This is a genomic window from Azospirillum oryzae (genome assembly GCF_900177515.1).
Classification (GTDB): domain Bacteria; phylum Pseudomonadota; class Alphaproteobacteria; order Azospirillales; family Azospirillaceae; genus Azospirillum; species Azospirillum oryzae_A.
Genome location: NZ_FXAK01000002.1, coordinates 235,885 through 248,529 on the forward strand (window position 1 = coordinate 235,885; position 12,645 = coordinate 248,529).

A 12,645-nucleotide genomic window follows, 5' to 3' on the forward strand; every position below is an offset into this window, starting at 1 on the left:
GGTGCGCCGCGCCCTTATGCCCGCCCTGATGCCTGTTGCGTCGATCCTGCTGCTGCTGGCGCTGTGGCAGGGCGCGGCACTGTCCATCGGTGGGCGCCTGCTGCCGGGACCGCTCGTGGTGGCCGAGGCGCTGCTGCGCGAGGCGGAGAGCGGCGCGCTGTTCCATCACATGGGCGTCACGCTGCTGCGGGTGCTGGCGGCCTTCGCGCTCGCCATGTCCATCGGGGTCGGGCTCGGCCTGCCGATGGGACGCTCGCCCTTCATCGACCGGCTGTTCGGTCCCTGGCTGGTCTTCTTCCTGAACCTGCCGGCGCTGGTGGTCATCGTGCTGGCCTATGTCTGGTTCGGATTGACCGAGGCGGCGGCCATCGGCGCCGTCGCCGTTAACAAGATTCCCAACACGGTGGTCCTGGTGCGGGCCGGCGCCCGCGCCATCGACGAGGGGCTGATCGACATGGCCCGCGTCTACCGCCTGTCGCCCGCGGACCGGCTTCGCCATGTGCTGCTGCCGCAACTCACCCCCACCATCGCCGCGGCTGCGCGGTCCGGCCTGGCGCTGATCTGGAAGATCGTGCTGGTGGTCGAACTGCTGGGCCGCAGCGACGGTGTCGGATTCCAGATCAACCTCTTATTTCAGACCTTCGATGTCGCAGGAATCCTGGCTTACACCATCGCGTTCGTGGCCGTGGTCCAGCTTCTGGAATACGGCGTCCTGCAGCCGGTCGAGCGCCATTGCCAGCGCTGGCGGCGGATGCCCGCTGAAGCTTGAGATCCGCTCCAAGCGCTTCGGCGCGGTGGAGGCGGTGCGCGGCCTGACCCTGTCCGCCGCGGCGGGGGAGGTCGTGGCCCTGGTCGGCCCCAGCGGCTGCGGCAAGACGACCGCGCTCGGCATCGTCGCCGGGCTGGACCACGATTTCGACGGCATGGTGGAGGTCGGGCCGCGGCAGGACGGCGGGCCGGCCCGGCTCGGCTATGTCTTCCAGGAGCCGCGCCTGCTGCCCTGGCGAACCGTCCGGCAGAATCTGGCGCTGGTCCTCCCGCGCGCGCAGCGCCGCGGCCCGGCGGTCGACGCCATGCTCGACGCGCTGGAACTGTCGCCCTTCGCCGACCGTTTCCCGACCCAGCTGTCTCTCGGCATGGCGCGGCGGGTGGCGCTGGCCCGCGCCTTCCTGGTGGAGCCGGACCTGCTGCTGATGGACGAGCCCTTCGTCTCGCTGGACGAGCCGACGGCGCTCCGGCTGCGCACCCTGCTGTCGCAGTTGCTGGACCGGCGGCCGGCCACCGTCCTGCTGGTCACCCACAATCTGCGCGAGGCTCTGGCGCTGGCCGACCGGCTGCTTCTGCTGGCGCCATCGCCGGGCCGGGTGGTGGCGGAGGTGCCCGTGACCGTCCCCCGCGCCGCCCGCGATGACGCCACCGTCGAGGCCCTGCGCCGCGACCTGCTGTCCCGGCCGGAACCGGCCTTCCGGCTGCTGGCCTGACCCTTCGCGGCGTGTGGGTCCATTTGCCGCTCGTCCGTTTACGAATGCTGCGGTATCTTGCCTCGCTGCCGGGTATGTCCGGCGATTGCGGGGGGTGGCGGAGCCGGATGGCCTTCGGTCGATCGACAGTGCGGCGGGTGCGGCGGCTCGGCCTGGTGGCCGGGATGGTCGCGCTGTTGCTGCAGGTCATCGCCTGGGGCTGGATGCCGATGGCTCCCGGAATCGCCCGCGCCGGCGAGACCGCTTCGCTGCCGATCTGTTCCTCCGACGGCCTGACCACCATCCAGGTCGACGCCACCCTTTATGGGATCGGCGAGATCAGGCTCGCTTCCGATGATGGCGGCCCTGACAAATCACCGGATCACGCGCCATCCGACACCGGCCCCGCCACTGGCCATTGCCCGCTCTGTCCGCTGGTGGCCGGGCTGGCCCTGCCGCCGCCGCCACTGATGGTCGGCCCGACTCTCGCCATGGCCAGCGACACCCGCCTGCTGCCGGGAGAACGCATCGCCGCCGGCTGGTTCCTGTCGACTCTCCAGGCCCGCGCACCACCGTTGCTCGGCTGATCTTCACGGCTGCTCAGCCATAGCCGCCGCGTGCATCGCCACGCCCGCTTTCCGTCCGGAACGGTGCGTCTGGCGGGCCATCCACGCTTTCCAACGCGCAACCTTCCAATCCACGCCCCGCGGCATCCCCCGCCGCGGCGGCTCCCCTCTGCTGTTCACATCCGCATTCCAGGAGAAGAGTCCATGAAGCGCTTTCTCGGCATCGCCGCCGCCGTCGCCCTGTTCGGTGCCGTCCCCGCCCTGGCCCACAGCTACAAGGCCGGCCCGATCGAGATCGGCCATCCCTGGGCACGCGCCACCGCACCGTCCGCACCGAACGGTGGCGCTTACCTGTCGCTGAACAACACCGGCAGCACGGAAGACCGTCTGGTTTCCGCCTCGACCCCGGCGGCGGAAAAGGCGGAACTGCACACCCATTTGAACGAAAACGGCGTGATGAAGATGCGGGAGGTTCCGGCCATCCCGGTTGCGCCGGGCGAGCAGGTGCAACTGGCGCCCGGCGGCCTGCATATCATGCTGCTCGGCCTCAAGAAGCCGCTGGAGAAGGGCGCCCGCATCCCCATGACCCTGAATTTCGAAAAGGCAGGCAGCGTCGATGTCGAGATCGCCGTCGAGGCGGCCGGACAGAGCGCACCTCAGGCCGAAAGCCACATGGGCGCCATGGGCGGTGCCGGCCACGGCCACAATGGCGATCCGGCCAAGAAGCAGTGACGCAAAAGGCCGCCGGCGGGGGAACCGCCGGCGGCCTCTCTCCACTGCTGCGCTACGCTCGGCCCCGTCAGCGCGGGCGGTGGCGGGCCAGGGCGTCGGTGATGTCGAGGTCGCGGAATGGCTTCCCGATCACCGGCCGTGCGCGGTGGGCATCGGGAAGCCCCTCGGCTCCATGGCCGGTGGTGAAGATGAAGGGGATGCCGGAGGCTGCCAATCGGTCGGCCACTGCGTCGACCCGCTCGCCACGCAGGTTGACGTCCAGCAGCGCGATGTCGAAGCCGCCCGCCTCGATCATCTCCAAGGCCGCCGAAACCGAACCGGCCGGACCGATACAGGTGACGCCCTGGTCGAGCAGGGCATCCTCCAGGCTCATGGCGATCAGCGGTTCGTCCTCGACGATCAGGACGGTCAGGTTCGACAGGTTCGCATCGGTCACTGCGGGTTCACTCGCGACGACAATGGGATTACCAGCCGGCATCGCACGCCGGCGGGGTCGAAGGCAAGGGCAACATCGCCTTCCAGTTCATGCGCCAGCCCGCGCTCGATCAGGCGGGAGCCGAAACCGCGACGGGTCGGCGGCACCACCGGCGGACCACCGCTCTCGCGCCAGCGAAGCACCAGCGCGCCCGTGGCGGCGCGGGAGGCCGTGGGGCCGGCATGGCCCGCCCCATCCCGTGCCGCAGGACCGGCCGGCGGCGTGATCTCCCAATCCAGATCGATGCGGCCGTTCTCCGCCGACAGGGCGCCGTATTTCGCGGCGTTGGTGGCGAGTTCATGGAAGGCGAGATGCAGCGATACCGCCACGCCGGTTGTCAGGTTGACCGGCGGGCCGCCGACCCTGACACGGCCGGCATCGACATGGGGCTCCAGCGTCAGGGCGGCGATCTCGCTCAACGAGGCGCCTTGCCAATGGCGGCGGGTCAGCAGGTCGTGGGCCTGGGCCAGGGCGCGCAGCCGCGACTGGAAGGCATCGGGGAAGGCCTCCACCGACGGGGCCGCGCGCAGGGTCTGCCTGGCGATCGACTGAACCATCGCCAGCGTATTCTTGACCCGGTGGTTCAACTCTTCCAGCAGCAGGAGTTGCCGCTCCTCGGCTTTCTTGCGGTCGGTGATGTTGAGCGAGACGCCGGCCAGACCGGTCGGCGTTCCGTCCTTGTCGTAGACGGCGCGACCGCGGACCTGAACCCAGTGGACGCTGCCGTCGGGCCAGATCGTCCGGTATTCCATGTCCAGCGGCGAACCGCTGCTCACCGCCTGCCGAACCATCGCCTGCTGATGCGCGCGGTCGTCGGGATGGACCAGCTCCAGCAGCCGGTCATAGGTCGAAATCTCCGACGGATCGGAAAGCCCCAGATTGGCGGCACAGATCGACGAGACGCGCAGCCGTTTGGTCGCCAGGGTCAATTCCCAGGACCCAAGCCGCCCGGCCTCCAGCGCGAAGCGCAGGCGCGCCTCGCTCTCGGCCAGGGCAGCCCGCTTGTCGGCCAGCTCGTTGCGGTCGCGCGACTCCACCAGGGCGCGTCGGACCACGACCTGCAGGCGCTCCATGCGCAGCTTCACGACATAGTCGGTGGCGCCCTTCTTCAGCGCCTCGATGGCGTTCTCCTCGCCCAGCATGCCGGACACGAAGATGAAGGGGACCCGGGGCAGCCGGTCGCGCGCGATCGCCAGTGCCGACATGCCGTCGAAATCCGGCAGGTCGAAGTCCGACAGGATCAGGTCGTAGGGGCCGCCGTCGGCGATGGCGTCGATGAAGGCCTGCCGCGTCTCCACCCGATGGATGTCGAACGCGTGGTCGTCGATCATCTTCAGATGTTCGCGCACCAGATCGGCGTCCATGCCGCTGTCCTCCAGCAGCAGGACACGGCACGGGATCGGCCGGCCCGGATCGGCCGGTCCGCCGTCCGTCAAAGGGGCACCGCTCAAGGGAGGACCGGCGGACTGGCCGGCGGAAGGTTCCATCACCTGCGCCATCAGCTGCCGCGCGGTCTGCGGGGATGACAGCCGGGCGGCGGTTCGTTCAGGATCGCCCAGAAACTGCCGATGTCGCGGATCGCGTCGAAGAACTCCTTGAAGCCGACCGGCTTGACCACGAAGGCGTTTACCCCCAGCCGGTAGCTGCGGACGAGATCCTGCTCCTCCTTGGACGAGGTCAGCATCACGACGGGGATGGCGCGGGTGCTGTCGTTGGCCTTGATCCGCTGCAGCACCTCGATCCCGTCCACCTTCGGCAGCTTGATGTCCAGGATGATGACGGCCGGATATTTCGGATCGGTCGGCTTCGACACCGCCTGCCCGTCCGCATGGAACAGATAGGACAGCGCCTCCGCCCCGTCGCGGGCGACGACGATGTCGTTGGCGAGCTGGGCCTCGGCGAAGGCCTCCAGCGTCAGCTCCAGGTCCTTCGGGTTGTCCTCGACCAGCAGGATGGGTTTCAGCGTGGCCATTGGGCTACCTCGATTCGGCGACCGCGGATCGCGGCAGGGAGAAATGGAAGGTCGCACCGTGGTCCAGCCTGCCGTCCGCCCAGACCCGTCCGCCGTGGCGTTCCACGATGCGGCGGACATTGGCGAGGCCGATGCCGATGCCCTCGAACTCCTCCTCGCGGTGCAGGCGCTGGAAGACGCCGAACAGCTTACCGGCATAGGCCATGTCGAATCCACGGCCATTATCGCGCACGTAGAACTCGTGCGCTTCCGCGGTGGAGCGGCAACCGACCTCGATCTCCGGCGCGGCGCGGTCGCGCGTGTACTTGATGGCGTTCGACAGAAGGTTCTGCACCACCAGCCGCAGCATGGTCGGGTCGCCGTTGACGTTGGGCAGCGGATGCACGGTCCAGCGCACGTCGCGGCCCTGCAGGTCCGGCTCCAGCAGGTGGCGCACCTCCTCCACCAGCCGGCCGACGTCGACCTCCACCCGCGCCAGCGTGGTGCGGCCCAACTGCGAGAAATGCAGAAGGCCGTCGACCAGCCGGCCGGCCGAACTCGCCGCTTCGATGATGCTGTCCAGGTAGTGGCGTTCCCGCTCGTTCAGCTTGTCGGCGGCGCGGGAGCGCAGAAGCTCGGCATAGCTGGTGACGTGGCGGAAGGGCGCCCGCAGGTCGTGCGAGACCGAATAGGAGAAGGCGGCAAGCTCGCCGTTGCTGCGGCGAAGCTCCTCATTCAGGGCGGCCATCTCCTCGGCCTTGCGCAGCACGATGCTGACGATGGCGTTGCGGAAATCGCCGGCCGCCTCGATCTCGCCATGGCTCCAGGGCAGGGACTGGCCGCGCACGGTCTCCTTCCAGGCCTCGAAGGAGTTGCGGGGGGAAAGCCCGCCGCCGGCGTCGAGCGGCTTGTTGGGATCGCCGGCCCAATCGATGGTCTGCACGATCTCCGGCCGGAACCACAGCAGATAGCTGGGATGGAGCTGCGAGATGGAGATCGCCAGCAGGCCGCTTGCGGTCCGCTCCATCCCGGCGGCGGCCGGGCTCTCGACCGGAAGCTGGTGGCTGGCGAACAGGTCCTTGATGCCCTGTCCGGCCAGTTCCGCGGCAATGGCCTCGACCACCTCCTGCGGCGGGGTGCGGCCGATCAGCCGGCAATCGCCGTCGAACAGGATCGCGGCGCCGTCGGCATTGACCAGGGCCAGCAGATCCTCGCGATCCTCCCCCAGACCGTCGACGAAATGCTCCGCCGCCGCCATGTGGGCGAGCAGCCGCGCCTGGGTGCTCTTGGAGCGGATGCGGTGGTCGGCGTCCAGAGCCCGTTCCAGCGCGATCATCTGACTGGACAGCATCTGCCCCAGCAGATCGCAGGCGGTGCGCACCGCGAAGGAGACCTGCCGCGGCTCGGCATGATGGCAGGAGATAAGTCCCCACAGCCGGTCGCCGTCCATGACCGAGATCGACATGGAGGCCGGCGTGCCCATGTTGCGCATATATTCCAGATGAACCGGCGACACGCTGCGCAGCACGGAAAAGCTGAGGTCGAGCGGCGGCGGATCCCGCCTGTCGGACAGGATCGGAACCGGCTGATAGCGGGCGTCGGCGATCAGCCGCAGCCGGTTCAGGGCATAGAGCCGCCGGGCCTGCTGCGGGATGTCGGAGGCCGGAAAGCGCAGGCCACGGTAGGAGGGCAGGCGGTCGTTCCCGTCCTCCGCGATGACGGTGCCGTTCCATTGCTCGTCGAAACGGTAGATCAGCACGCGGTCGAAGCCGGTCAGCGCCCGCACCTCCTGCGCGGTGATGGCCAGCAGGGCCTCGAAGTCATGGGCCGCCTGCATGCGGCGGATGCCTTCCCGCATCTGCGGATAGAGCGCCTCGAGCGTGCCGACGCCATTGGCCGGCAACTCCTCCAGCTCCAGGATCACCATATCGCCGGAGCGGTGGCCGATCGCCTGGAATTCGTCGCCGCCACGCAGGTGCAGGATGTCCAGCTGCACCGGTTCGGCCGGCGCGGCACGCAGCCCGCGCAGCAGCGAGGCCGTGGCCCTCGCGGCGATCAGCTGGTCGACCGGAATGCCGAACGCCTCGCCGGGCGGCCGGTTCAGAACCGCGCCGGCTTCCGCGCTGGCGCAGACGAGACGAAGACTGTCCGCCTCCATGCCCAGGAGATGGCCGTGCGGCTGGATGCTGCCGGGGATGTGAATCGGTTCGCGCGCGCAGGCGTCGAGGTCGAGAGTGCCCGCCATGGTCGGGGGCCACGGTTCCGGTCCGGTTGCAGGCGTCACAGTCGTCCTTTGCTCATCTCGGTCACGCGTCCGACGGGCTCTTCCCGAAGCGGACCCGTTTCAATCGGGTTCCACTGACATACGCCGAAGGCTTTCAGCGGCATTCAACATAATCAGCGGTATAGAAACCCCGCGTCCGCCGCGTGCACCGCCTTGAGGTGAACGAAGCGACAGCATGGCCCTTTAGCCGCTATCCTTTCATTATCATAGGATACGTTTTGCGCTCGTCCTTGGATTTTTCCGGCAGCGCGCTCTTTTCTCATACGCCGAAGATCATATACCGCGATCGAGCTTGAATTCGCTTATAAGATAGTATGCCGCAGGGGAATCGGGACCCTCCGCGTACAACGACAAGGGTGGGGAAGGGGACGCCATGAAAACCGAGGTGACGCGCCTGCTCGGCATTGATTACCCGATCGTGCAGGGCGGGATGCAGTGGGTCGGATTGGCCGAACTGGCAGCATCCGTGTCGAATGCCGGCGGGCTGGGCATCCTGACCGCGCTGACCCAGCCGACACCGGAGGATCTGGCGCGCGAGATCGAGCGCTGCCGTGCGATGACCGACCGTCCCTTCGGCGTCAACCTGACCATGCTGCCGGCGGTCACTCCACCGCCCTACGAACGCTATCTCGACGTCATCATCGACAGCGGCATCACCATCGTGGAGACCGCCGGCAACAGCCCACGCGCCTTCGTCGAGCGGATGAAGGCGCATAACATCCGCATCCTGCACAAATGCACCAGCGTCCGCCACGCGCTGAGCGCCGAGCGGGCAGGGGTGGACATCATCAGCATCGACGGGTTCGAATGCGCCGGCCATCCGGGCGAGGACGACATTCCCGGCCTGATCCTGATCCCGGCCGCGGTGCGGGCCCTGCGCATCCCGGTGATCGCCTCGGGCGGGATCGCCGACGGGCGCGGCATGGCCGCCGCGCTGGCCCTCGGCGCCCAGGGCGTCAACATGGGCACGCGCTTTCTCTGCACGCGCGAGGCACCGGTGCATGACAGCATCAAGCAGGCGCTGGTCGCGGCGGGCGAACGCGACACCAACCTGATCCTGCGCAGCATGCGCAACACCGCCCGCGTGTTCAAAAATGCCGTGTCGGACGAGGTCGTCGCCCTGGAAAAGCGGCCCGGCGGCGCTCAGTTCGAAGAGGTGCGGCCGCTCGTCGCCGGCCAGCGCGGCCGAACCGCCCTCCAATCCGGCAATGTCCAGGACGGCGTGGTGTCGGCCGGCATGGTGATCGGCCTGATCGACGACATTCCGACCTGCGACGACCTGATCCGCCGCATGGTCGCCGACTGCCGCGCCCACCTGCGCCGCGCCCTGGCAATGGCCGAGGAATGACCGGGCAGAGTGGAGCGAGGCAGGGCGGGGCAGGGTCAGAAGTTGGTCAGACGTTGGGTCAGAAGATCAGCTTCAGGATTCCGGTGACGACCAGCAGGCCGATGATGAAGATGATCAGGATGGCCCAGCCGAGAATCTTGAGCATGATGTCGGTCCTTCAATCGCTTCGGTCATGACGCCGCCGGTCACCCGGTGACGCCACGGTCATGCTTGGATCAACCGATCCGCGGCAAAGCGGTTCCCGCAGGACGGGCAAAGATGTACGACGGGCACCCTGCCGATGGAGCGCCCGCCTCATCAGCACACCATGTTGCAACCGGATAGAAATGTCAGTGGTTTGCGCAAAGTAGGAATGTCAGTAGGTCAGGCTTAGGCTTGACGGTGTGTCGGGGGGGCGGCCTTTTTCGGCATATCTGGCATGGATGCGTTTGGGATCGGCTCGGCGGCGCGGTCAAGCCCCATCGCCGCTTTGCGGTGCGCCGCAGGCGCAGGGCTTGACGGCGGCGACGATCGCCGAGCCATCATCCTGCTGCCAGAAATGCCGGCCGCATCGGGTCTTCAAGTCGGGGGCAAACACCTGCGGTCAGTCGGCCGCGCAGGCACTGTCGGGTGGTCCGCCCTGCCGCTTGCGCCGGCCTGTCTTGCGGTAGCCGGTCTTCTCGCTGTTGGTCTTCACCCGAGGTGGAGGTCGGCTCTCCTGCATCTCCTTCACCTGGGCCAGCACCGCACTCAGCCGCTTGTTCTCCACAACGTCGGCCTGGGTGACCCGCTGGTCCTTGTCGAAGGCCCGATAAGACAAGGCCACCCCCTTCCATCGCACCTCCAGACGGCCATCGGCGAAGGCGTAGGTGTCGACATACTGGCCAACCAGCCCCCGCGTCAGCTCCGTCTCCTCCAGCATGATCAGCTTGCGCTCGTAGGACAGCGTCAGCTGCTGCCCGACATGGCGCTGTTCGCGCCAGCACAGCACCTGGCGCAGCCGATCCGGCGCGATGTTCAACGGCCGGTGCAGATCGTCCGGCCGGGAAGGGGGCAGGGCAAAGCGGGCGTTGAAGCGCTCGACGAAGCCGGGCAGGAAGGCGTTGCCCGCCTCGATGCCGGTGATGCCGGCCAGCCGCAACTCCTTCACCAGCCGGTCCTGCAGCGTCCGGTTCACCCGCTCGACCCGCCCTTTGGCTTGGCTGGAGTTGGCACACAGGATCTCGATGTTCAATTCCGCCAAGGCCCGGCCGAACTGCGTCATGCCCTGGCCCCCCTTCGCCTCGCGCTGTGGAACCCGGAACACCGTGGCTTTGTCCGAGTAGAAGGCCAACGGCCGGCCATGGGCGTTCAGATAGCCCTCCAGCGCCTCGAAGTAGGAAAAGGCGCTCTCCGATTGAGCGAAGCGAAGCTGCATCAACTGGCCTGTCGCATCGTCGATGAACACCAGAAGCGTGCAGGGATCGGCGCGATCCTCGAACCAGCGGTGCTCGCTGCCGTCGATCTGGATCAACTCGCCGAACCGCTCGCGGCGCAGCCGGGGAGGGTGGAACTGCCGGCGCTGCCGACGCGACAACCACAGACCAGCGTCCGTCATCCACTGGCGCAACGTCTCGCGCGAGACCGTCAGCCCATGCTTGTCCCGCAGCAGTTCCGCCGCCAGGGTCGGGCCGAAATCGCCATACCGGCTGCGAACCAACTCCAGCGCCCGCTCCCGCACATCATCGCCAAGCCGCCGGTTCGATGGACGGCCGCGCCCCCGGTGAACCAAAGCACCGCCGCCACCGGCCTTGTAGCGCGCCAGAAGCCGCCACACCTGACGCTCGCTCAAAGCCAGAACCGACGCCGCCGATCCGATCCCACGGCGACCGCTCAGCACCTCGCCGAGAACCTCGACCCGTTGCAAGTCCCGTTCGCTCATCGTGATCCAGCCCATCGCCAGCCTCCCAGCCGTCGAAAACCGGATGGAAGACTGACACTTCTATGTTGCGCTGGACTGACATTTTAGCTTTGCGCCTACACACCAAAAACACATAAGCATTCTTATGGAAATTATATCGGAGGAAGGGCCGGGCATTGGGGAAATCCCTGACCGGAAAATCGCCGCTCTCGGCGCAGGACTTCGGCCTCTGTCGGCGTATAAATCCCTGACAGCAACCGGGAGCGGGCGGAAAACGGCGTGGAGCCTACCGAGGAAACGGTGACCGACGAGGCGTTGATGGCGAGCGCCGCGGCCGGTGATCGGAAAGCGTTTGGAACACTCACGCGCCGGCATCTGCGCCGCAGCATCGCCTTGGCCCAACGGGTTGTCGGCAACGCCGCCGACGCCGAGGAGGTCGCGCAGGACGCCTTCCTGCAGATCTGGGCCAATGCCGACCGCTGGCGCGGCGATGGAACCCGTTTCACCACCTGGCTGTACAGGATCGTGGTGAACCGCGCCATCGACTACAAGCGGCGGCGCAGCTTCGCCCCCCTGGATGACGCCGGCGAGATTGCCGATCCGGCCTGGAGCGCCGAGACGGTGATCGACGGCATCCGGATCGGCGCCGCGGTGGATGCCGCAATCGCCGCACTGCCCGAACGGCAACGGGCGGCTCTCAGTCTCTGCTACCATGAGGAGATGACGTGCGCTGAGGCTTCGGAAATATTGCAGGTGTCTGTTTCGGCTATGGAAAGTCTGCTGGTCCGGGCGCGCCGCGTCGTGCGGGCCCGGCTTCAACCCCTGATCCGTCAGAAGGACGGTGTACGGTCATGACGCTCAAAGAGTTCAAACGCTATGCCGCCGCCTACGGCGCCGACCTGGACCGCTGGCCGCGCTCCGTCAGAATGGATGCGCTTGCCCTGCTGGGCGGCAGCGCCGAGGCCCGCGACCTGCTGGCCGACGCTGCCATCACCGACGCGCTGCTGGACGCCGCCTCGACCCCGCTGATCTCCGCCCGGCGCGAGGCGCAGGTCTATGACCGCATCGCCGACTGTCTGGCCCAGCGGATCGTCCCGGAATTCGTTCCATGGTTCCTGTCGCGACCGCCCTTCCGCCCTGCCCCGCTCGCGGGCTTCCTGGCCGCCATGGCGCTGGCCGGCTTCCTCAGCTACAGCCAAGGCCTGATTTCCTTCGAAAAGACGAGCACGCCCGACCTGTCCGGCGTGATGATCGTCAGCTATCTGGGAGACGTGAGATGACGCCGGCCATTCGGCGCCGCTGGCCCTGGTTCCTTCTGGTCGGGTCCCTTGCGCTCAACATGCTGGCCGGCGGCTTCGTTGTCGCCCACGCCTTCCGTCCGCCCCCTCCCCCGCCCGGCGGACCGGAGCATCTGGTGGAGCGCTTCGTCGACGACGTGTCGCCGCGCCTGTCGCCGGCCGACGCCGCGATCCTGCGCAAGGCGATGGACGATGCCCGCCCGCTGTTCGTCCGCATGCATATCAGCCGCGAGGAATTCGCGCCGCGCCTGCGCATGGCGCTGATGGCCCAGCCCTTCGATCCGGCCGGTCTCAAGGCCCTGTTCGGCAGTATCCACGCCAACGACGCCGCATTGCGCAGCGAATTCGAGACTCACGTCGTCGACACCCTGTCCCGCCTTTCCCCCGAAGGCCGCCTGCGTCTGGCCGAAAGCCGCCTTCCCTGATCCTTTCGGTTCGGACCGGTGGCAGACACTTTTTGGGGTCCGGCCGGGATGGCATGTCCGTCCCGGCCCTCTTTCTTTGCCGAAAAAAGAAAGGGCGGCCTGACGGTATCACCGCCGGGCCGCCCTCTAGTTGGTTCGGGAGGAAACGCAACCAAGTTGCACGCAGAGGTATAGGGCCGATATGGTTAACGGCCGGTGAATGGCGGAAAGAAAAGAGCCCCTACCAC

The 12,645-nt window shown here is 67.6% G+C and carries 13 protein-coding genes; 8 read left to right on the forward strand and 5 right to left on the reverse strand.

Annotation, left to right across the window (positions count from 1 at the left end; translation table 11 throughout):
• Nucleotide 1: 1 nt before the first annotated feature.
• The 4 genes from B9N97_RS04105 (at nucleotide 2) to B9N97_RS04120 (ending at nucleotide 2,758) form a co-directional block, all read left to right on the forward strand.
• Nucleotides 2–769: an ABC transporter permease gene (locus tag B9N97_RS04105; RefSeq protein WP_348520072.1), complete on the forward strand. Its 768-nt coding sequence runs from the start codon at nucleotides 2–4 to the stop codon at nucleotides 767–769.
• A gap of 34 nt (nucleotides 770–803) precedes the next feature.
• Entirely contained in the window at nucleotides 804–1,481 is a 678-nt protein-coding gene (locus B9N97_RS04110; RefSeq protein ID WP_244560544.1) for an ABC transporter ATP-binding protein, read from the forward strand.
• A gap of 107 nt (nucleotides 1,482–1,588) precedes the next feature.
• A complete protein-coding gene (locus B9N97_RS04115; RefSeq protein WP_244560545.1) occupies nucleotides 1,589–2,047 on the forward strand; it encodes a DUF2946 family protein in 459 nt (152 codons plus the stop codon).
• 183 nt (nucleotides 2,048–2,230) lie between these two features.
• The gene (locus tag B9N97_RS04120; RefSeq protein WP_085083661.1) at nucleotides 2,231–2,758 is read left to right on the forward strand and encodes a copper chaperone PCu(A)C; all 528 of its coding nucleotides are present in this window, start codon (nucleotides 2,231–2,233) and stop codon (nucleotides 2,756–2,758) included.
• A gap of 67 nt (nucleotides 2,759–2,825) precedes the next feature.
• Here B9N97_RS04120 and B9N97_RS04125 read toward each other — a convergent pair whose 3' ends face one another.
• From B9N97_RS04125 to B9N97_RS04140, 4 genes are read right to left on the reverse strand one after another with little or no spacing between them, the layout of a single operon-like run.
• On the reverse strand, nucleotides 2,826–3,194 hold the full coding sequence (locus B9N97_RS04125) for a response regulator (protein WP_085083663.1): 369 nt from the start codon (nucleotides 3,192–3,194) through the stop codon (nucleotides 2,826–2,828).
• Nucleotides 3,191–4,720, reverse strand: a complete 1,530-nt coding sequence (locus tag B9N97_RS04130; protein ID WP_244560587.1) for a sensor histidine kinase — start codon at nucleotides 4,718–4,720, stop codon at nucleotides 3,191–3,193. The genes B9N97_RS04125 and B9N97_RS04130 overlap by 4 nt, the downstream gene beginning before the upstream one ends.
• Nucleotides 4,721–4,731: 11 nt before the next feature.
• Nucleotides 4,732–5,205 (reverse strand): response regulator, encoded by a 474-nt coding sequence (locus B9N97_RS04135; protein ID WP_085083667.1) that lies wholly within the window; start codon nucleotides 5,203–5,205, stop codon nucleotides 4,732–4,734.
• Between the two features lie 4 nt (nucleotides 5,206–5,209).
• Nucleotides 5,210–7,429, reverse strand: a complete 2,220-nt coding sequence (locus B9N97_RS04140) for an ATP-binding protein (RefSeq protein ID WP_085083669.1) — start codon at nucleotides 7,427–7,429, stop codon at nucleotides 5,210–5,212.
• 412 nt (nucleotides 7,430–7,841) lie between these two features.
• Between B9N97_RS04140 and B9N97_RS04145 the strand changes: the two genes are divergently transcribed.
• Nucleotides 7,842–8,816, forward strand: coding sequence for an NAD(P)H-dependent flavin oxidoreductase (locus B9N97_RS04145; RefSeq protein ID WP_085083671.1), 975 nt, complete (start codon nucleotides 7,842–7,844; stop codon nucleotides 8,814–8,816).
• 583 nt (nucleotides 8,817–9,399) lie between these two features.
• On the opposite strand, the gene B9N97_RS04150 is transcribed toward B9N97_RS04145, so the two are convergent.
• Nucleotides 9,400–10,731: an ISNCY family transposase gene (locus tag B9N97_RS04150; protein WP_085083673.1), complete on the reverse strand. Its 1,332-nt coding sequence runs from the start codon at nucleotides 10,729–10,731 to the stop codon at nucleotides 9,400–9,402.
• Nucleotides 10,732–10,974: 243 nt separating this feature from the next.
• Here B9N97_RS04150 and B9N97_RS04155 point away from each other — a divergent pair, with 243 nt between their 5' ends.
• The 3 genes from B9N97_RS04155 to B9N97_RS04165 are packed head-to-tail and all read left to right on the forward strand — an operon-like array spanning nucleotide 10,975 to nucleotide 12,418.
• Nucleotides 10,975–11,550 carry a sigma-70 family RNA polymerase sigma factor gene (locus B9N97_RS04155; protein WP_085083675.1) on the forward strand — a complete coding sequence of 192 codons (576 nt, stop codon included), beginning with the start codon at nucleotides 10,975–10,977 and terminating at the stop codon, nucleotides 11,548–11,550.
• A complete protein-coding gene (locus B9N97_RS04160; protein WP_085083677.1) occupies nucleotides 11,547–11,975 on the forward strand; it encodes a hypothetical protein in 429 nt (142 codons plus the stop codon). Before B9N97_RS04155 ends, B9N97_RS04160 begins: the two co-directional genes overlap by 4 nt.
• A complete protein-coding gene (locus B9N97_RS04165; protein WP_085083679.1) occupies nucleotides 11,972–12,418 on the forward strand; it encodes a periplasmic heavy metal sensor in 447 nt (148 codons plus the stop codon). Before B9N97_RS04160 ends, B9N97_RS04165 begins: the two co-directional genes overlap by 4 nt.
• Nucleotides 12,419–12,645 lie beyond the last annotated feature (227 nt).